This is a genomic window from Burkholderia sp. MSMB2157WGS, assembly GCF_001532755.1.
In the GTDB taxonomy this organism is placed as follows: Bacteria; Pseudomonadota; Gammaproteobacteria; order Burkholderiales; family Burkholderiaceae; genus Burkholderia.
In genome coordinates, this window is the sequence record NZ_LPJG01000053.1 from 47,356 (window position 1) to 66,047 (window position 18,692).

The 18,692-nt window shown below is 68.1% G+C and carries 16 protein-coding genes; 7 read left to right on the forward strand and 9 right to left on the reverse strand.

The features are described 5' to 3' along the window. Positions 1 to 38 precede the first annotated feature (38 nt). Entirely contained in the window at positions 39 to 1,451 is a 1,413-nt protein-coding gene (locus WT53_RS29765) for a PLP-dependent aminotransferase family protein (RefSeq protein ID WP_034209325.1), read from the forward strand. A 9-nt stretch (positions 1,452 to 1,460) separates the two neighbouring features. Here WT53_RS29765 and WT53_RS29770 read toward each other — a convergent pair whose 3' ends face one another. Further along, positions 1,461 to 3,635 carry a DUF4132 domain-containing protein gene (locus WT53_RS29770; RefSeq protein ID WP_060262545.1) on the reverse strand — a complete coding sequence of 725 codons (2,175 nt, stop codon included), beginning with the start codon at positions 3,633 to 3,635 and terminating at the stop codon, positions 1,461 to 1,463. A gap of 567 nt (positions 3,636 to 4,202) precedes the next feature. Here WT53_RS29770 and WT53_RS29775 point away from each other — a divergent pair. After that, positions 4,203 to 5,627, forward strand: coding sequence for a PLP-dependent aminotransferase family protein (locus tag WT53_RS29775; protein WP_060262547.1), 1,425 nt, complete (start codon positions 4,203 to 4,205; stop codon positions 5,625 to 5,627). A 57-nt stretch (positions 5,628 to 5,684) separates the two neighbouring features. Here WT53_RS29775 and gcvA read toward each other — a convergent pair whose 3' ends face one another. Next, the gene (gene gcvA, locus WT53_RS29780) at positions 5,685 to 6,605 is read right to left on the reverse strand and encodes a transcriptional regulator GcvA (RefSeq protein WP_034209322.1); all 921 of its coding nucleotides are present in this window, start codon (positions 6,603 to 6,605) and stop codon (positions 5,685 to 5,687) included. 98 nt (positions 6,606 to 6,703) lie between these two features. Between gcvA and WT53_RS29785 the strand changes: the two genes are divergently transcribed. Further along, the gene (locus WT53_RS29785; protein ID WP_257127889.1) at positions 6,704 to 8,077 is read left to right on the forward strand and encodes an aminotransferase class III-fold pyridoxal phosphate-dependent enzyme; all 1,374 of its coding nucleotides are present in this window, start codon (positions 6,704 to 6,706) and stop codon (positions 8,075 to 8,077) included. 189 nt (positions 8,078 to 8,266) lie between these two features. On the opposite strand, the gene moaD is transcribed toward WT53_RS29785, so the two are convergent. From moaD to fdhD, 5 genes are all read right to left on the reverse strand, one after another. Further along, positions 8,267 to 8,524, reverse strand: coding sequence for a molybdopterin converting factor subunit 1 (moaD, locus tag WT53_RS29790; RefSeq protein WP_034209321.1), 258 nt, complete (start codon positions 8,522 to 8,524; stop codon positions 8,267 to 8,269). Between the two features lie 52 nt (positions 8,525 to 8,576). Then, entirely contained in the window at positions 8,577 to 9,146 is a 570-nt protein-coding gene (locus tag WT53_RS29795; protein ID WP_034209320.1) for a molybdenum cofactor biosynthesis protein MoaE, read from the reverse strand. Between the two features lie 47 nt (positions 9,147 to 9,193). Continuing rightward, positions 9,194 to 10,318 (reverse strand): GTP 3',8-cyclase MoaA, encoded by a 1,125-nt coding sequence (gene moaA, locus WT53_RS29800; RefSeq protein ID WP_034209319.1) that lies wholly within the window; start codon positions 10,316 to 10,318, stop codon positions 9,194 to 9,196. A gap of 217 nt (positions 10,319 to 10,535) precedes the next feature. Beyond that, the gene (gene glp, locus WT53_RS29805; RefSeq protein ID WP_060262551.1) at positions 10,536 to 11,750 is read right to left on the reverse strand and encodes a gephyrin-like molybdotransferase Glp; all 1,215 of its coding nucleotides are present in this window, start codon (positions 11,748 to 11,750) and stop codon (positions 10,536 to 10,538) included. Continuing rightward, positions 11,747 to 12,610 (reverse strand): formate dehydrogenase accessory sulfurtransferase FdhD, encoded by an 864-nt coding sequence (fdhD, locus tag WT53_RS29810; protein WP_034209317.1) that lies wholly within the window; start codon positions 12,608 to 12,610, stop codon positions 11,747 to 11,749. Before fdhD ends, glp begins: the two co-directional genes overlap by 4 nt. A gap of 421 nt (positions 12,611 to 13,031) precedes the next feature. Between fdhD and WT53_RS29815 the strand changes: the two genes are divergently transcribed. The 4 genes from WT53_RS29815 (at position 13,032) to WT53_RS29830 (ending at position 17,031) form a co-directional block, all read left to right on the forward strand. Next, the gene (locus WT53_RS29815; RefSeq protein WP_034209316.1) at positions 13,032 to 14,432 is read left to right on the forward strand and encodes a cytochrome ubiquinol oxidase subunit I; all 1,401 of its coding nucleotides are present in this window, start codon (positions 13,032 to 13,034) and stop codon (positions 14,430 to 14,432) included. Between the two features lie 2 nt (positions 14,433 to 14,434). Further along, positions 14,435 to 15,442, forward strand: a complete 1,008-nt coding sequence (gene cydB, locus WT53_RS29820) for a cytochrome d ubiquinol oxidase subunit II (RefSeq protein ID WP_034209315.1) — start codon at positions 14,435 to 14,437, stop codon at positions 15,440 to 15,442. Between the two features lie 161 nt (positions 15,443 to 15,603). Beyond that, entirely contained in the window at positions 15,604 to 16,524 is a 921-nt protein-coding gene (locus tag WT53_RS29825; RefSeq protein ID WP_034209314.1) for a bestrophin family protein, read from the forward strand. Between the two features lie 93 nt (positions 16,525 to 16,617). Beyond that, the gene (locus tag WT53_RS29830; protein WP_034209313.1) at positions 16,618 to 17,031 is read left to right on the forward strand and encodes a VOC family protein; all 414 of its coding nucleotides are present in this window, start codon (positions 16,618 to 16,620) and stop codon (positions 17,029 to 17,031) included. A gap of 61 nt (positions 17,032 to 17,092) precedes the next feature. On the opposite strand, the gene trpS is transcribed toward WT53_RS29830, so the two are convergent. Both trpS and WT53_RS33945 read right to left on the reverse strand, forming a co-directional pair. Further along, positions 17,093 to 18,106, reverse strand: coding sequence for a tryptophan--tRNA ligase (gene trpS, locus WT53_RS29835; RefSeq protein ID WP_034209312.1), 1,014 nt, complete (start codon positions 18,104 to 18,106; stop codon positions 17,093 to 17,095). Positions 18,107 to 18,315: 209 nt separating this feature from the next. After that, positions 18,316 to 18,471 (reverse strand): hypothetical protein, encoded by a 156-nt coding sequence (locus tag WT53_RS33945; RefSeq protein WP_179949060.1) that lies wholly within the window; start codon positions 18,469 to 18,471, stop codon positions 18,316 to 18,318. Between the last annotated feature and the right edge of the window lie 221 nt (positions 18,472 to 18,692).

Below are 18,692 nucleotides of genomic sequence, written 5' to 3' on the forward strand. Positions count from 1 at the left end.
CGGCAGACAAACGTTTTTTGTGTGGTCACGGGCGACAAATGGCATCGGACAAACTTTCCGGCGAGCGCGACGGCGGCCTGCCGACGCAGGCGAAGCGGCCGACTTATGTCGAGGTCTCGAGCTCGATCGAGGCGGAAATCCGCAACGGCACGTATCCGCCGGGCAGCCGCCTGCCGCCGCAGCGCCAGCTCGCGACCGAGCTCGGCATCAACGTGTCGACGGTGTCGCGTGCGTACAAGGAGCTGCAGCTGCGCGGCCTCGTGATCGGCAGCAAGCGGCGCGGCTCGCTCGTCACCGGCGGTGCGATGCCGAGCATCGAGCCGGCCCGCGCGTCGCTCGCGGCCGGCAACGGCGCGATCGACCTGACCGTCAACCGGCCGGCCACCGGCGAATTTCTCGCGAGCCTCGCGCAGACGTTCGGCACGCTGCCGAATGACCCGCGTTTCGCCGCGTTGCAGGAATACCAGCCGCCGCAGGGGCCCGACTGGGCGCGCGCGGCCGGCGCGCAGTGGCTTGCCGCGCCCGGTTTCACGCCGTCGCGCGACCAGGTGGTCGTCACGAGCGGCGCGCAGCACGGGTTGTATGCGGTGCTGAACAGCCTGATCGGCACCGATGGCGTGATCGTTGCCGATCGCCTCACGTACTACGGCCTGAAGGCGCTTGCGCCGGTGTTCCAGTTCGAGATCGTCAGCGCGGCGGCGGACGACGACGGCCTGCTGCCCGACGAGATCGAGCGGATCTGCCAGCGCATGCCGGTCAAGGCGATCTTCGTCGTGCCGAACCTGCAGAACCCGACCGTGACGACGATGAGCCTCGCGCGCCGGATGGCGCTCGTGGACATCGCGCGGCGCCATCACGTGACGATCATCGAGGACGACGTGTACGGCCCGCTCGTGCGCGACCGGCTGCCGGCGATCGCGGGGCTGTGCCCGGAGCTGACGTTCCATCTCGGCGCGACGTCGAAGATCCTTGCGCCGGGGCTGCGCCTCGGTTACCTGAGCTGTCCGCGCGACAGCGTCGCCCTGTGCGCGGAAGCCGTGCGCACCACCGCATGGATGCCGGCGCCCGCGTCGATGCTGATCGCGACGCTGTGGATCGAGGACGGCACGGCCGCGCGGATCATGGCCGCGCAACTCGCGGAGATTCGTGCGCGCGTCGATCTGGCGCGGGAACTGCTGCCGGCTGGGCAGTTGAAGTCCGACCCCGCCTGCATGTTCGTGTGGCTGCGGCTGCCGCCCCCGTGGCGCGCGGACGATTTCGCCGCGAATGCGAAGGCGCGCGGCGTGATCGTGATGCCGTCGTCGACCTTCGCGGTCGACCGCGCGGAGATCGAGCACGGCGTGCGCATCAACCTCGCATGCCCGGCCACGCGCGACGAACTCGTCAACGGGCTGCGGATCCTGTCCGGCACGCTGAAGGACCGGCCGCGCGCGCTGTTCGGGTCGATCTGACGGCGCCGCTCAATCGAGCAACCCCGCGACGACGTCGACGATCCGTTGCAGCAGCGCTTCGTCGTAAGGCAGCCACGGCACCGCGCGCAGCGGCGACGGCGGCGGCGCGGTCGTCGCATCGACGGGTTCGCCGTCGCGCGTCACGCGGCCGGTCGCGCAATGCACCGACCATGCGCCCACGCGCACGTGGCGTTCGTCGATCGTCATTCTTCCTTGCGCGATCGCGTCGGCGAACACGAGCGACAGCACGTGCTTGCGATGCCGCGCCATCACGCCGAGCGGCAGATCGGACAACCGGTTCAGGCGCTGCTGGCGCTCGGATTCGAGATCGCGCAGGCGGACGGGGTCCGCCGCGAGCGTAGCGGTGGCCGCACGTGTCGCATCGTCGTCGAGCGCGAACGCGGACACGCTGACGAGCAGGTCGACCGCACGCGCCACTTCGGAGAACACCACACGATCGATTTCGCCGATCGGCAGCGGCAGCCAGCGTGCGCCGTGTCGGCGTTCGAAGTGCAGCCGGCGCGACGTACCGTGGCTTTCCGAACCCGGATAGAGCCGCGCATCGACGACGAAGGTCGCGCGCACGTCGCCGAATTCGCGGACGAGCGCATCGTCGTACGCGCGGATCGACCAGCCTTCGCGGCGCGCAACGCCGAGCAGCGGCCGGCTCGACAGCACGTGACCTTCGAACATCGCGGAATCGCTGGCCGACGCGTCGCCGTCGCTCGGCACGTAGTACTCGCGGAACGCCTGCCTGACCGGTTGTCGCAGCGTGCGGCCGACGATCGCGCGCTGCCACGCGAGCCGTTCGTCCGCGTCGACCAGCAGCGGGTGCCATAGCCGGATCTCGCAGTCGTCGGCGATCTCGCACGCTTGGCCGGCCGCATCGCGCAGCACGACCTTGCCTTTGGCGATATCGGGGATGAACGATTGCGTCGAACCGTCGCCGTTTTGTGCCAGCCAGATCATCCGCGCCGAGAACGCGGCGCCGGCCGGCGCGTCGACGAGCCGCTCGCGCCATTCGGCGTGGCCGAGCGTCATCGGCTGCCAGAAGCCGGCCTCCATGCACGTGGCGAGCATCGCGAGCTGCTTCTTGTCGGGCTTCGCATCGAGCGTCATCCGCAGCGCGGTGCGCGGCCGTTCGCCGAGTGCGCGTTCGGCCGGCTTCAGGTTGCGCGCGAGTTTCTTCTGCACGCCCGCGTGACGGACGACGGCCAGCGCGTCGCGCAGCGCGCGCACGCCCTCGGGCGTCGGGATCGTCTCGATCGCATGGCCGAGCGCGATGGCGAGCGATTGCGACGGCGCGGTTTTCGCGGCCGTCGGCGCAACGCATACGCCCGTCAGCAGCGGCCCGATCAGCGGGCGCAGCCATGCTTCGTCGCGATACGCGGCCACGCGCGCGGCGCGTGACAGAACTTGCGCGTCGTCGGTCGTGAACGCGCGATCGGCTTCGTAGGGCACGGTGCCGGCATGCAGCGCGGCGATCTGTTGCGCGGCTTCGGCCAGCGCGTCGCGCGCGAACGCGACGTACGCGGCCTCTTGCGCGAGCGTCACGGCCGGATCGCTGAGGTCGAGCCACAGCCGCTTCGGCGCGAAATAGCCGTCGTTCGTCGCAGCCAGTGCGAGCAGCGCGGCCGCGCCGAGTTCGGGCAACACGTCGAGTTCGCGCACGCGAAACGGCGAATCGGCCAGCGCCTGCGCATAGGCGTCGCGCCGCGCCGAGAAGTCGCGGCGGCCCGCGAACCAGTCGAGCGCATACGCGGCATAGGCGGAGGCCGCGCGCAACCCGCCTTCTTCCGGTTCGCCGGCGATCCGCGCGAGTTCGGCCTGCAGCGCAGCCGACGGCAGCGCGTCGAGGCACGGCAGATCCTCGAGCGCGCGTTTCCAACCGCCGGCCGGAATGGCGCCAAACAGTTCGAGCGCCGCATCGGCGTCGATGAGCGGCACGAGGCCGAGCGCATCGATCTGCCGGTGCAACGTGCGCGCGAATTCGGCGCGCGGATCGCCGAACGCCTGGTCGCGCACCAGGATTTCGTGCTCGACACGCCGCAACGCCGGCCAGATGGCACCGAGCGTGGGCGCGTCGAGCGCCGACAGGTCGATGGGCGCGTCGATGGCGCTTGCGTGGGCGGTGGCGTCGGTCAGCCGCGCGATGAGTCGCGCAACGAGGGCGCGATCAGTCATGTGTGCGCTCCCGGTCCGCTGCGGCGTTCCGGCGCGACTTCTTCCGTGCCGGTCCGGCGACGCGTATCGCGCCGCCGAGGCCGGCTGCCGATTCGATCGTGTACTGCATGGTCTGCTCTCATCGTGAAAAACCTGCGGGGCGCACAGTATTGCACTCCGCTTGATCCGATCGCGCGGTGGCCCGTGCGGCGGGCCTCCCGGGCGCGTCCGGCGCCGTCGCGCCAGCTGGCCAACCGGCCGTCCGCCATTTCATAAGACGTACAGTTTTCCCGTGATACGCGATTTGCGCCGAACTGTACTCTTGTTCGCGTGCTCGATGTGTGTACTCGCCGCCAACTGTTCTTCTCTTAAGATCCAATCATCAAGTGCACAGTGCCGCAGATCCAGTTGGTCCGGACCCCTGCCGGCGCATCTTCAAGAGAGAGCCAGTGCGATGGAAAAGGCAAAACCGGAGGGAAAGATCAGGAATCACGACGGCCCGGTCGGCGGGCGAAACACGTGCGACACGTGCGTATCGGACGCACACGGCGGCGCGGCGCGGCTGCGCATGCCGGCGGGAGACGCACGATGAAACTCTATGAAAAGCTCGCGGACGACATCGAGCGCCTGATCCGCCAGGGCGTGTATCGGCACGGCGACCGGATTCCATCGGTGCGGCAGGCGAGCCAGCAGCACCGGATCAGCATCACGACCGTGCTGCACGCGTATCTGCTGCTGGAGAGCCGCGGGCTGCTCGAAAGCCGGCCGCAGTCGGGCTATTTCGTGAACCTGCGGCGCGACGACAGCCATGCGCCGGTTCGCGAACTGCGACCGTCGAAGCCGATCGCGATCTCGTCGTCGGTCGACGTGAGCCGGCTCGTGCTGTCGACGCTGCGCTCGATCGGCACGGACGACGCGGTGCCGCTCGGCTCGCCGTATCCGGACCCGAGCCTGTTTCCGTTCGAGAAGCTGAATCGCTACGCGTACGCGGCCGGCCGCGACAAATCGCTGTGGGGCGTGACCGACGGATTGCCGCCGGGCCACCCGCGGCTGATCCGGCAGATCGCGCGCCGCTACCTGGAAAACGGGATGTCGGTGGATCCGAACGAGATCATCGTGACGGTCGGCGCGACGGAGGCGATCAACCTGTGCCTGCAGGCGGTCGCGAAGCCGGGCGACACGATCGCGGTGGAGTCGCCGACGTTCTACGCGATGCTGCACGCGATCGAGCGGATGGGGATGAAGGCGATCGAAGTGGCCACGCATCCGGAATACGGGATCGACATCGCGGCGCTGGCCGCGATCGCGAAGTCGCAGCCGATCGCCGCGTGCATGGTGATGCCGAACTTCCAGAACCCGCTGGGCTTCCAGATGCCGGACGAGCGCAAGCGCGAACTGGTTGAGTTCGCAACCAAAGCCGGGATGCCGATCATCGAGAACGGCGTGTACAACGAACTGTATTTCGGCGACACGCATCCGAGTTCGCTGAAGTCGTACGACCGTAGCGGGATCGTGCTGCATTGCTCGTCGTTCTCGAAGAGCCTGACGGCCGCGTACCGGATCGGCTGGGCGCTGCCGGGGCGCTATCGCGAACAGGTCGAAAAACTCAAATTCCTGAATACGCTCGCGACGCCGTCGTTGCCGCAGCTCGCGATCGCGGAGTTTCTCGAGCGCGACGGCTACGAGCATCACCTGCGGCGCTTGCGCAAGGCGTATGCGCAGCAGGCGAACCTGATGCGTGCGATGGTGTCGCGGTTCTTTCCGGAGGGCACGCGCATGTCGAGCCCGGCGGGCGGCTACGTGCTGTGGGTCGAACTGCCCGCGCAGGTCGATGCGATGCGGCTGTACCAGCTCGCGCTGGAGCAGGGGATCACGATCGGGCCGGGCTACATGTTCTCGATCACCGACAACTACCGGAACTTCATCCGGCTGAACTACAGCAGCCCGTGGTCGCAGGAAATCGAGCAGGCGGTGATCGCGGTCGGGAAGCTGGCTGCGGCGTGCATGCGGTGAACGGGCGAGCGACGTGGATCGCGGGCGGCGGGCCCTGCCGCGTGCGATTCATGTCGTTCAACCCCAACCGGCTGCCGAAAACGACCGTGCGGCCGATCGCAACCAACTGCAGAAGGCGTCGATTTGGGGCCGCGCGGTGGCCGCACGTGTCGTCAGCAGGTGGTAGCTGTAGGGCCCCCGCACCGGGTTGCCCGGCGCAATGGCCAACAGCCCCTGCCTGACCGCATCGGCGGCGAGGACGTCCGACGCCACGGCCACGCCCTGGCCCGCGATCGCGGCATCGAGCGTCAGATAGGTGTGCGAAAAGCTCGGCCCCTGTCGCAAACGCGCCGTGCTCGCGTGCACGTCCTGCATCCGGCACCAGCGTACCCAGTCCACCTGCTCCGGAATGCGGGCCTCGTATTCGTCGTGCAGCAGGGTTGCACGCAGCACGTCGTCCACGGTGCGCAACGGCTTGCATAGCGACGGTTGGCCGACCGCGAGGAACGTCTCCGACATCAGCGTTTGCGCGACGAGCCCCGGATAGGGGCCCGGACCCAGGCGGATCGCCACGTCCACGCGCTCGCGGCTGAAGTCGACGGCGGGTACCGAAGCCAGCAGGCGCACCTCGATATCGGGATGCAGCCGCCGGAACTCGCCCAGGCGCGGCATCAGCCAACGCGTGACGAACGACGGCATCGCGGTGACCGTGACCTCCGGCGAATCCGCGGCTTGCCGGATGCCGAGCGACGCGCGCTCGAGCTCGTCCATCAAGCGCTCGATTTCGACGAAGTAGCGCCGTCCGATTTCCGTCAACTGGACGGACCGCGCGCCCCGCATGAACAACGGCGTGCCCAGCCACTCCTCCAGCAGCCGCACCTGATGTCCCACTGCACCGGAAGTGACGCATAGCTCGTCCCCCGCACGGGCGAAGCCGCCATGGCGCGCAGCGGCCTCGAATGCGCGCACGGAGAGCAGGGGCGGAAGTTGTCGTGGCATGACTCAATTAAATTGCGGCTCAGTGTGGAAACGTTTGATTTGTTGCGCGGGAAATGCGTGCTTAATCTGGAAGCCTTCTGTCACGAGGCTCAGAAATAGTGGGCCATGCCATTTCCGGAGTCAACATGGATCTCAGCATTCACGGCGAGCCGAATCCCGCGCTCGCGCCGTCGTTTCGAAAGGTGCTCGTGCCCTGGGCGGTCCAGGGCGGGCTCAATCCGCCGGTCATCACGCATGCGCACGGATGCTACTTCTACGATACGAACGGCAAGCGTTACCTGGACCTCACCAGCGGCTATGTCGCGGTGTCGTTGGGTCATGGCCATCCGAAGGTGGTGCAGGCGATCCAGGCGCAGGCCGCGCGCATGTGCTCGGTCGCGCCCAGCTACTTCAACGACGTGCGCGCCGAATACGCGGAGCTGCTGAACCGCGTTTCGCCGTGGCCGGAGGGGCTGCGCGTGCATTTCACCAGCGGCGGTGCCGAAGCGAACGACGACGCGGTGAAGATCGCGCGGCTGGTGACACGCCGGCCCAAGGTGCTGACCGCGTATCGGTCGTATCACGGCGGCACTCTCGGCGCGAGCGCGATGACGGGTGTGGACCGCTGGCGCGATCCGTTCCCGGCGCTGCCGGGTATGGTGAAGTTCTTCGCGCCGTACCCGTACCGCAGCCCGTTCCATACGTCGGAGCCGGCCGAGGAGACCCGCCGCGCGCTCGATCACCTGGCGCGTATCCTTTCGCATGAAGGCGCACAAAACGTGGCCGCGATCCTGATGGAGCCGATGACCGGATCCAGCGGTGTCGTCGTCTACCCGCCGGGCTATCTCGAAGGCGTTCGCGACCTGTGCGACCGGCACGGCATCCTGCTGATCTTCGACGAGATCATGACGGGTTTCGGGCGCACGGGCGCATCGTTCTGCGCCGAGCGCGTCGGCGTATTGCCGGACCTGATTTCGTTCGCGAAGGGGGCCAGCGCGTCGTACACGCCGCTCGGCGGTGTCCTGGTGCGCGAAGGCGTGGCCCGCTACTTCGATACGGAGCTCTTCGATGTGGGCCATACGCATGCGGGCCACGTGCTGGCGGTCGCCGGCGGCCTCGCGGCGCTGAAGGTCTATCTGGAAGAGGGCCTGTTCGAGCGGGCGCGCGAGATCGAGGGCTGGCTGCGCGACGGTCTCGGCGAGTTGGCGGAGCGTCATCCGTCGATCGGCGACGTGCGGGGCATGGGCGCCCAGTTCGGCATCGAGCTGGTGCGCGATCGCGACACCCGGGAGCCGCTCGTCGAGTGGCACCACCCGGCGGGAGCGGCGCCGATGCGCGTGTTCTATGGTGAGCTGCTGAAGCGTGGCGTCCATGCGTACGGGCGCTACAACGTGGTGATCGTGACGCCGCCGCTCGTCATCTCGCGCACGGAGCTGGACGAGGGGCTCGACGCGCTTGATGCGGCGTTGACGGTGTTGGAGGCTGGGCGATGACCTGCGTGGACTTTTCGTATCGCGAAGCGGGTGGCGTGGCAACGCATGGTGCGCAACGTGCCGCGCAGTTTGCCGTCGGGCGACGTGAGCGCGCTCGAGAATCCGGCGGCGCCTGTCGCATGGCAGGCGCGGCCGATCAGGGCGCGGCATCACGGATCGACGTCGAGACCGGCGTTGCGCGGGGTGACGTCATCCACCCGTCACCGGCGGAAAGAACGCGACCTCGCTATCCTCCCGCACGACGAATTCCCCGGTCACCATTTCGAGGTTTACGGCCGCGCGCACGGGGCGGTCCATCCGCAGCGCGTCGGCGCTGCGCGCGTCGCGGGCGGCCAGCGTGCCGCGCAGTGCGTCGACGGTGAGTTCGTGCGCATCGATCTCGACGGTTTCCTCGTCGAGCGCCAGTTGTTCGCGAATGCTCGCGAAGTATTTGATCGTCAGTTTCATCGAGTTGTCTCGGGCAGGAGCGGCGGAATCGGAAAACGCGAAGCGAACGCGGTCAGCCCCAGCGCCGCATCGCCTGGTCGTCGTGCGCCTTCGCCTCGACCCAGCCGGATTCGCCGTCGTGCCGGATCTCCTTCTTCCAGAACGGCGCATGGGTCTTCAGGAAATCCATCAGGAATTCGCACGCATCGAACGCGGACGCACGATGCGCGGCGGCGACCACGACGAGCACGACGGGCTGGCCGAGCGGAATGCGGCCGACGCGGTGCACGATCCTGATCGCTTCGAGCCGCCAGCGCGCAGTCGCTTCCTCGACGATGCTCCACAGCGCCTGTTCGGTCATCGTCGGGTAGTGCTCGACTTCCAGTGCGACGACGTCGTCGACGTCGCCTTCCTTGCGCACGACCCCCAGAAAATTCACGACCGCGCCGACATTCGGATTGCGAACGATCGGCGCAAGCTCCGCGCCCGCGTCGATCGGCGCATGCTGCACGCGCACTTCGAATCCGGCGGCAATCGCGGGCGCCGATTCGGGATGCGGGGCGGTTGCATCGACGGGCGGCGTGCTGCCGGCACGCAGCGGATCGTCCGGTAGCCCGGCGCGGGATTCGGTGAAGGTCGTCATGACAGGTTCTCCAGTGGGCGGCGCATCCTGTGTCGCGCGGCGGCCCGTCAGCCGCCGACGAGCGACATGCGCACGGTCGGATAGGTCTTGCCCGGCGCGCGGGCCGGCCGTGCGGCCCGGCGCTCGGAATAGCGGTCGTCGCGCTGCGTCCAGCATGCGCGCACGGCGGCGGCGAGATCGCCGGTCGAGGCCGCATCGCCGAGCCACGGCCGCAGGTCGGTGCCTTGCATCGCGAACAGGCACGTATACAACCGGCCGTCGGCCGACACGCGGGCGCGCGAGCAGGTACCGCAAAACGGATGCGACACGCTCGCGATGAAGCCGACTTCACCCGCGCCGTCGATGTGCGCGCAACGGATCGCGGTGGCGTCGTGCCCCGGTTCGCCGACCGGCACGAGCGGGTAGTGTGCGTCGATCAGCTCGCGCATCCGCGCGGCCGGCACGACTTTGTCGCCGGACCAGAGGCTTGCGCCGCCGACATCCATGTATTCGATGAAACGCACGGCCACGCCCGTGTGCCGGAAGTGCCGCACGAGCGGCAGGATCTGGTCGTCGTTGACGCCGCGCTCGATCACCGCGTTGACCTTCATCGGCGCGAGCCCGGCCGCATGCGCGGCCTCGATGCCGGCCAGCACGCGCGATACCGGCACGTCGGCGTCGCTCATCCGGCGGAACACCGTGTCGTCGAGCGCATCGAGGCTCACGGTCACGCGCGACAGGCCCGCATCGCGCAACGCGCGCGCCTTCGCGGCGAGCAGCGAGCCGTTGGTCGTCAGCGCGATTTCGACGGGCTTGCCGTCGACGGTCGTCAGCGCGGCAAGCCGTTCGATCAGCGCTTCGAGATGGCGGCGCAGCAGCGGCTCGCCGCCCGTGATGCGGATCTTCTCGACGCCGAGCGACGTGAAGGCGCGCGCGATCTTTTCCAGTTGCGCGAACGACAAGCGTTCGGACGACGGCATGAACGCGTAGTCCGTGCCGAAACTTTCGCGCGGCATGCAGTAGCCGCAGCGGAAATTGCACTGGTCGATGACGGACAGGCGCAGGTCGCGCAACGGACGGCCGAGCGTGTCGGACGGCCGGGAGAAAGCGCCGGGCGATGCGTCGCCGGACGAAGCGGCGGCGGCCGGCGCGGCGGAAACGATGGCATTCACGATCGGGTCGTCGGCCTGCATGAAGTAAGCGGAGGGGCATCGCCGCTCGGCCGTGCGGGTGCCGACGGGTCGGCGCACAGGTCGTGACGAGCCTCATCGTGAGCATAGTCCGGCGGGTTTTCCCGGCAGAGACACAATCGCGCCCGAATGGCAGGAATACAGTTCGCCGCGCGGGACGCGCGACAGGCGCGACGAACGGCGCGAAGGCGTCGCGCCGGGCGGGTAGTCGGCGTCGCGCTCATGCGAGCCAGTGCGCGAATTCGTAGTACGGAACCGCGTCGCCGCGCGCGAGGGTGCGCCCGGCCGGCAGCCGCGCGAGCCCGCTGGCCAGCACGAGCGACGCCAGCGTGCCGGCGCCTTGCTGGCGCAACGTATCGAGCACGGGCGCGCCGTCGGCACCCACCGTACGGCGCACGCGCACGAAGCGCTCGCGCTGCGCATCCGGCTCGAAACCGGTGTCGATCGGCAGCGACGGCACGATCGGCACGCACGCGTCGCGCCCCTGCAGGCGGCGGATCAGCGGCGCGACGAACAGCGCGAACGTCGACATCGCGGCGCCCGGATTGCCGGGCAGCAGCACCACCGGCCGCGTATCGAGCCGCGCGAGCGCGACCGGCTTGCCGGGCTTCATGCGCACGCCGGCGACGATGAACGACGCGCCGAGCGCGGCCAGCGCGGGACGCAGCAGGTCCTTGTCGCCGACCGACGCGCCGCCGACGCAGATCACGAGGTCGCAGTGCGCGTGCAGGTCGCGCAGTGCCCGATCGACGGCGGCCGCCGTATCGGCGGCGTGCATGCACATCGCGACGTCGGCGCCGGTGCCCGCGACCAGCGCGGCGAGCATGGGTGCGTTGCTGTTGTAGATCTGCTGAGGCGCACGCGGCTCGCCGCATGCGACCAGTTCATCGCCGGTCGTCAGGATGCCGACGCGCAGCGTCGCGCGTACGTCGATCCGCGCCATCCCTTGCGCGGCGGCCACGCCGACGTGCATCGCACCCATCCGCACGCCGGCCGGCACGAGCCGGTCGCCGGCGCGCACTTCCTCGCCGCGGCGGCGGATGTGCGACCCGCAGCGTTGGGGCGCGTCGAACGTGACGCCGCCGTCCCGTTCGTGCGCATGCTCCTGCATCACGACGGTGTCGGCGCCGGGCGGAATCAGGCTGCCGGTGAAGATGCGTGCGGCCGTGCGCGGCGCGAGCGGCGCCGGCATGTCGCCGGCATAGCAGCGCTGCGCGACCCGCAGCGGTTCGCCGTGCGCGAGGTCGGCGTACCGCACGGCGTAGCCGTCCATCGCGCTCTGGTCGGCCGGCGGCTGGTCGAGCAACGCGGTCAGCGGCGCGGCCAGCACGTGGCCGGCCGCTTGCGCGACGGGCACGGACGCGGCGGCCTCGAGCGGCGCGAATGCGCCGGCGAATTGCTGCTGCGCGGCATCGAAATCGAACAGGTGTTTCATGACGAGTGGGCCGGGTGCGCCGGGGCAGGCGCCGGTGGGTCGAGGCGAACGGCGGCGGGCGACACGTATTCGACGAAGCCGTCGTTGCGGCAGAAACCGAGCAGCCGCACGCCGGCTTCGCGGGCGACGTCGATCGCGAGCGACGTCGGCGCCGAGATCGTCGCGAGCATCGGGATGCCGACCCGCGCGGCCTTGCGCACCAGTTCGTAGCTCGCGCGGCTCGACAGGAACACGAAACCCGCGCGCAGGTCGGCGCGGCGGCGTGCGAGCCGCCCGATCAGCTTGTCGAGCGCGTTGTGGCGGCCGACGTCCTCGAACACGTCGAGCACGGCGCCGTCGCGGTCGCACCACGCGGCCGCGTGGATGCCGCCCGTCTCGCGCATCAGCGTCTGTCGCGCCGGCAACGCACGCGCGGCGCGCGCGATCGCGTCGGCGCCGATGCCCGCGGCCGTGCCGGCGGCCGCGATCCGCGGCGGGTGCAGGTCGAGCTGCGCGATGCTTTCGATGCCGCACACGCCGCAGCCCGTGCGGCCGGCCAGCGCGCGGCGGTGCGCCTTCAGCGCCATGAAGGCCTGCTGCGACACGGTGAGCCGCACTTCGGCGCTGCCGCGCCGGCATTCGCTTTCGACGTCGAAGACGTCCGACGCGCGCTCGACGATGCCTTCGCTCAGCGCGAAGCCGAGGCCGAACGCGTCGAGATCGATCGGCGTCGCCATCATCACCGTGTGCGCGATGCCGTTGAACACGAGTGCAACCGGGGTTTCGTCGACGACGCGATCGACGGTGTCGCACGCGTCGCCGGCACGATGGCGCGTCACCTGACACGCGGTGCTGCCGGTCGGATCGTCGCGGTGGGTCATGCAGGTTTCTCCAGGCGGGGCGGCCGGCGGGCCGGCCGGGTACGGCGCATGCGCCGAACGACGGGAATCGATGCCGCCGGGCGGGCGCCGAAGGGCGCGCGGCCGCCGCGGCAGGCGTTGCATCACATGTTAAGCGGGGTGAACAGTGCGCCGCAGGCACAGCGCCGCCACGCGGAAAGCAGTACAGCTGACCGTCCCGCAGGCACGGAACATGTTTTCCGTGCACACATCTTCGGCGGCGCCAGCAGCACAGTTTCAGCGCACGTTCGAGTGATTGCGAGTATCGTTGCAAACGCGATATCGTCATTCACGCTTCGATGCCATGCGGGTGACTGTTTGTGTTCGCATGGGTTGTCGCCAAGTCGTCGCGCGATTTCCTGCTTCGGGCGTACGTCCTCACAACCACGAGCAAATTACGGTCATGGAAATCTTCGATGCGTTCCATCTCGCCCGATTGCAATTCGCATTCACGGTGTCGTTCCACATCGTGTTTCCCGCGATCAGCATCGGCATGGCGAGCTTCCTGGCGGTGCTGGAATGGCGCTATCTCGTCACCGGCGACGCCGCCTACAAATCCATGTTCCAGTTCTGGTCGAAGATCTTCGCGATCGGCTTCGGGATGGGCGTGGTCTCCGGCGTCGTGATGGCGTACGAGTTCGGCACCAACTGGGCCGGATTCTCGCGCGTCGCGGGCAACATCACGGGGCCGCTGCTCACGTACGAAGTCCTGACGGCGTTCTTCCTCGAAGCCGGCTTCCTCGGTGTGATGCTGTTCGGTTGGCAGCGCGTCAGCCCGCGCGCGCACTTCTTCGCGACGCTGATGGTCGCGGTCGGCACGCTGATCTCGACGTTCTGGATTCTCGCGTCGAACAGCTTCATGCAGACACCGCAAGGCTACAGGATCGAGAACGGCCTCGTCGTGCCGGTCGACTGGTTCAAGGTCATCTTCAACCCGTCGTTCCCGTATCGCCTCGTGCACATGACGATCGCGGCGTTCATCGTCGCGGGCTTCATCGTCGCCGCGTGCGGCGCGTGGCATCTGCTGAAGGGGCGCCGCGACGAGCCGGTGAAGCGCAGCTTTTCGATGGCGCTGTGGATGCTGCTGGTGCTCGCGCCGATCCAGATCGCCGTCGGCGACGCGCACGGGCTGAACACGCGCGAATACCAGCCGGCGAAGATCGCGGCGATCGAGGGACTGTGGGAAACCGAGAAGGGCGGCACCGCGCTGAACCTCGTCGGGCTGCCCGACATGCAGGCTGAAACCACGCGCTATGCGATCCAGGTGCCGCACCTCGGCAGCCTGATCCTCACGCACAGCTGGGACGGCGAGATTCGCGGGCTGAAGGAATTCCCGCCGCAGGACCGCCCGTATTCGCCGATCGTCTTCTGGACGTTCCGGATCATGGCCGGCCTCGGGATGCTGATGTTGCTGACCGCGCTGCTCGGGCTGCTGCTGAGAAAGGGCGGGCGCCTGTACGAGACGCGCTGGTTCCAGTGGTTCGTGGTGGCGATGGGGCCGTCGGGCATCGTCGCGTTGCTGGCCGGCTGGATCACGACCGAGGTCGGGCGCCAGCCGTGGACCGTCTACGGCGTGCTGCGCACCGTCGATTCGGTCGCGCCGCTCAGCGCGCAACAGGTCGGCGTGTCTCTGCTGATCTTCGTGGTCGTGTATTTCCTGGTATTCGGAACGGGGATCTACTACATGATGAAACTGATGAAGCGCGGGCCGGCTGCCCAGGCCGGCTACATCGAGCTGCACCGGCATCCGGGGCTGCGCAAGAGCGCGCTGTCCACGCCGCTGAACGTCACCGAGGCGGAGTAACCATGCACATCGATCTCCCTGTCGTCTGGGCCGCGATCATCGGCCTCGGCGTATTCATCTACGTGATGCTGGACGGCTTCGATCTCGGCATCGGGCTGCTGTTTCCGTTCTTCGACGCGAAGGCCGAGCGCCAGGTGATGCTCGACACCGTCGCGCCGGTGTGGGACGGCAACGAGACGTTCCTCGTGCTCGGCGGCGCGGGCCTCTACGGTGCGTTCCCGGTCGTGTATTCGACGCTGCTGCCGGCCAACTACCTGCCGCTGATTCTGATGGTGGTCGGGCTGATTTTCCGCGGCGCGGCGTTCGAGTTGCGCGCGAAGGCCAATCGTACGCAGCATCTGTGGGATCTCGCATTCATCGGCGGCTCCGCGCTCGCCGCGTTCTGCCAGGGGATCACGCTCGGTTCGCTGCTGCAGGGCATCCGGATCGTGAACAACCAGTTCGCGGGCGGGCCGTTCGACTGGCTGTCGCCGTTCAGCCTGTTTTGCGGGATCGGCGTGCTCGTCACCTATGCGACGCTCGGCTGCGGCTGGCTGATCCTGAAGGTCGACGGCGAGCTGCAGCGCAAGATGCGGCTGCTGATGAAGCCGCTCACGGGCGTGCTGCTCGCGGTGATGGGCGTGGTCAGCCTGTGGACCGTGATTGGGCTGCCGGCCGTCGCGCACCGCTGGTTCGGCAGCGGCAACCTCGGCTGGTTCCTGCCGGTGCCGATCCTCGTCGTCGCATGCGTGTGGGGCATCTTCCACTCGGTGAAGCGTGCGCACGAGGCCACGCCGTTCCTGCTGACGCTCGCGCTCGTATTCCTCGGCTACACGGGGCTCGTGATCAGCATCTGGCCGAACATCGTGCCGCCGTCGCTGACGATCTGGGACGCGTCGTCGAGCCATTCGAGCCAGTTGTTCGCGCTCGTCGGCACCGTGATCGTGCTGCCGATCATCCTCGTGTACAACGCGATGCAGTACCGCGTGTTCCGCGGCAAGGTGCGCGAGGGCGACATCGGCTATCACTGAGCGGCAAGCAGCGTGACGCGGCGCGGCGCGCGCGTATCATCACGCGCAGCGCGGCGCCCGCCCCGGCATCCGACCGAACAGCGGCCCGCCACGCGCGGGCCGTTGCGCATCGGGTGCGGGCGCAACGGGTTGCGTATTCCTTCGGCAGTCGAGAAAACATCATGATCGTCAGACCACGACAGAACTGGCTCCGGATGCTGTTCGTATGGAACGGCTCCGTGCTGCAATCGATCATTCCGCAGCTCGTGTTCATGGCGATCGTCAGCACGCTGGCGGTCTTCACGAACGGGCGCATCTTCGGCGAGAAGATTCCGCTCAACACCGCGCCGTTCACGCTGTTCGGGCTCGCGCTCGCGATCTTCCTAGGGTTTCGCAACAACGCGAGCTTCGAGCGCTTCAAGGAGGCGCGGCATCTGTGGGGCAACCTGCTGATCGCCGCACGCGCGGTGACGTCGCAACTGCATCGCTACCTGCCCGACAGCGTGAGCGACGCCGAGCGCAACCGGCTTGCCGATCTGCTGATCGCGCTCGCGTATGCGTTGAAACATCAACTGCGTCATACCGATCCGACCGAAGACCTGACGCGCATTCTCGGAGCGGCGCGCACGGCCGCGCTCGGCGGCAAATGCTACAAGCCCGTCGCGATCCTCGACGAACTACGCGGCGGCATCGTCCGTGCACTGGGGCGCGCGCCCGGCAGCGACGCGACCTGCTGGATGTTCGAGACGCAACTCGACGAGCTCGGCAAGTCGGTCGGTGGTTGCGAGCGCATCCTGTCGACGCCGATCCCGTTTTCGTACAGCGTGCTGCTCCATCGCACCGTGTATGCGTATTGCGTGCTGCTGCCGTTCGGGCTCGTCGATTCGACGGAGTTTTTCACGCCGCTGATCTGCGTGTTCATTTCCTACACGCTGATCGCGCTCGAAGCGATTGCGAACGAAGTGGCCGAGCCGTTCGGCCTCGCGCCGAATGCGCTCGCGCTCGATGCGATGACGCGCACGATCGAGCGGTCGGTGCTCGAACTCGGCGATCGGCCGTTGCCCGAGGAATTCGTGCCGGCGTCGACGTATCAGATCACGTAGGCGGCTTGGTCGGTAGTGTAGTCGTCGGTAAGGTTGCTCGGCCGGATCGACGACGGGTGTGTAGACTCGTGCTCGTTCAATGGAGCCAACACCATGCAACTGCTCGATCACGTGTCGATCGGTGTGCCGGATATCGACCGGGCACGCCCCTTCTACGATGCCGTCATGGCTGCGCTGGGCGCGACCAAGGTCTATGACCGGCCCAATGCGCTCGGCTATGGCGAACGTTGCAGCGCGAACGACCCTGCATCGACTTTTCTGGCGGTGTATCTGGATCCCGCCGAAGTCGGCGCGAGCAAGCGGCACTGGTGCTTCAAGGCTGCTTCCCGCGAGCAGGTGCATGCGTTTTTCGAGGCAGGGCTGGCGACGGGCGGACAGTCCGACGGCGCCCCCGGCTTGCGGCCGCAGTACCACGGCGACTACTACGCGGCTTTTCTGATCGATCCGGCCGGCAACCGGATCGAGGCCGTGTGTCACGCGGCGGCGCCGGAGCGCGAGCGGCCGTGACGGCGCTGGAGCGCGAGCGGCCGTGACGGCGCTGGAGCGCGAGCGGCCGTGACGGCGCCGCTCAATCGAAATACGTCAGCCCCATCGCCCCCTTCACCTCCGCGAGCGTTGCGCCCGCCACTTCTCGTGCATGTAGCGTGCCGCGCTTCAGGATCGCCATCACTTCGGCCTTGTCGGCCTCGAACTCGCGGCGGCGCGCGCGGATCGGCTCGATCAGCGCCTGCAGCCGCTCGTTCAGCACGCGCTTGACGACGCTGTCGCCGAGGCCGCCGCGGCGATAGTGGGCCTTCAGCTCGTCGACCTTCTCCACGTCCGGCTCGAATGCATCGAGGAACGTGAACACGACGTTGCCTTCGACCTGGCCCGGGTCGCTCACGCGCAGGTGATTCGGATCCGTGTACATGTCCTTCACGGCCTGCGCGATCTCGTCAGGCGTCGAGCCGAGCGTGATCGCGTTGCCGAGCGACTTGCTCATCTTCGCCTTGCCGTCGATGCCCGGCAGCCGCGTGACCGCCGACAGCACGGCCTCGCACTCGACCAGCACCGGCCGATCGACGGTCGCGTTGAAGCGGCGCACGAGTTCGTTGGTCTGTTCGATCATCGGCAACTGATCGTCGCCGACCGGCACATGGGTCGCCTTGAACGCGGTGATGTCCGCCGCCTGGCTCACCGGGTAGGTCAGGAAGCCGGCCGGGATGTCGCGCTCGAACCCGCGCAGGCGGATTTCTTCCTTGATGGTCGGATTGCGTTCGAGGCGCGCGACCGTGACGAGGTTGAGCAGGTATTGCGACAGCTCGGCGAGTTCGGGCACCTGCGACTGCACGACGATCGTCGAGATCGCCGGATCGATGCCGACGGCGAGGTAGTCGAGCGCGACCTCGATCACGTTGTCGGTCACGCGCTGGCGGCGGCCCATGTTGTCGGTCAGCGCCTGCGTATCGGCGAGCAGCAGGAATTGCCGCGCTTCGTGCTGCATCTGCACGCGGGCGCGCAGCGAGCCGATGTAGTGGCCGAGATGCAGCGGGCCGGTCGTGCGGTCGCCGGTGAGGATGGTCGGGCGGGTGGGTTGCGTCATGGTCGTCGTGGGCTCCGGGTTGTCGAAGCCGCCAGCGATGACGTCAGCGCAGAAACGCCAATGCCGCCATCGCTGGCGGCATCACGTTTGGGACATGCAAAAGGAAACGGGCCGCCTGGGTCAGGCGCGCCACCAGCAATGTGCGATCCGCGGGGTGGGTCGGGTTTCCATCGCGCAAGTATAGCGCAGTGCGTGGGCGGACGCGTACGTCAGCGGATCACCGATTCCATCGCGAGGTACGCGGTTTCGGCGGACGGCCACAGCAGGTACAGCAGGCCGGCCATCAGCAGCAATGCGCCGGCGCGGACGAACGGCGTGCGGTCTTTGTCGCGTGGGGGATGGGTGGGCTGCTTCGATTTCTTCATGCTTGCAGGCGCGGGGCGCGCCACTCCAACGGTTACTGCAACGGGTCGCGAGGAGGCGAGCCGGGGTGTTGCGGGTTCTACGGGGATAAACACGTGGTGCGCCGTTTGATCACGCAATCGATACGTGCGTTGGTTCGGCGCGCGACGATCCAGGGAGGATCGGCCATGGTGTGCGACACGCATGCTATCAGCTTGGCTGCCAGCTGACCGTAAAGAATTGT

What these genes read in the sequence shown, in the direction of transcription:
- WT53_RS29765 (WP_034209325.1), top strand. Translation starts at nt 39, where the DNA reads ATGGCATCGGACAAACTTTCCGGCGAGCGCGACGGCGGCCTGCCGACG.
- WT53_RS29770 (WP_060262545.1), bottom strand. Translation starts at nt 3,635, where the DNA reads ATGACTGATCGCGCCCTCGTTGCGCGACTCATCGCGCGGCTGACCGAC.
- WT53_RS29775 (WP_060262547.1), top strand. Translation starts at nt 4,203, where the DNA reads ATGAAACTCTATGAAAAGCTCGCGGACGACATCGAGCGCCTGATCCGC.
- gcvA (WP_034209322.1), bottom strand. Translation starts at nt 6,605, where the DNA reads ATGCCACGACAACTTCCGCCCCTGCTCTCCGTGCGCGCATTCGAGGCC.
- moaD (WP_034209321.1), bottom strand. Translation starts at nt 8,524, where the DNA reads ATGAAACTGACGATCAAATACTTCGCGAGCATTCGCGAACAACTGGCG.
- WT53_RS29795 (WP_034209320.1), bottom strand. Translation starts at nt 9,146, where the DNA reads ATGACGACCTTCACCGAATCCCGCGCCGGGCTACCGGACGATCCGCTG.
- moaA (WP_034209319.1), bottom strand. Translation starts at nt 10,318, where the DNA reads ATGCAGGCCGACGACCCGATCGTGAATGCCATCGTTTCCGCCGCGCCG.
- glp (WP_060262551.1), bottom strand. Translation starts at nt 11,750, where the DNA reads ATGAAACACCTGTTCGATTTCGATGCCGCGCAGCAGCAATTCGCCGGC.
- fdhD (WP_034209317.1), bottom strand. Translation starts at nt 12,610, where the DNA reads ATGACCCACCGCGACGATCCGACCGGCAGCACCGCGTGTCAGGTGACG.
- WT53_RS29815 (WP_034209316.1), top strand. Translation starts at nt 13,032, where the DNA reads ATGGAAATCTTCGATGCGTTCCATCTCGCCCGATTGCAATTCGCATTC.
- cydB (WP_034209315.1), top strand. Translation starts at nt 14,435, where the DNA reads ATGCACATCGATCTCCCTGTCGTCTGGGCCGCGATCATCGGCCTCGGC.
- WT53_RS29825 (WP_034209314.1), top strand. Translation starts at nt 15,604, where the DNA reads ATGATCGTCAGACCACGACAGAACTGGCTCCGGATGCTGTTCGTATGG.
- WT53_RS29830 (WP_034209313.1), top strand. Translation starts at nt 16,618, where the DNA reads ATGCAACTGCTCGATCACGTGTCGATCGGTGTGCCGGATATCGACCGG.
- trpS (WP_034209312.1), bottom strand. Translation starts at nt 18,106, where the DNA reads ATGACGCAACCCACCCGCCCGACCATCCTCACCGGCGACCGCACGACC.
- WT53_RS33945 (WP_179949060.1), bottom strand. Translation starts at nt 18,471, where the DNA reads ATGAAGAAATCGAAGCAGCCCACCCATCCCCCACGCGACAAAGACCGC.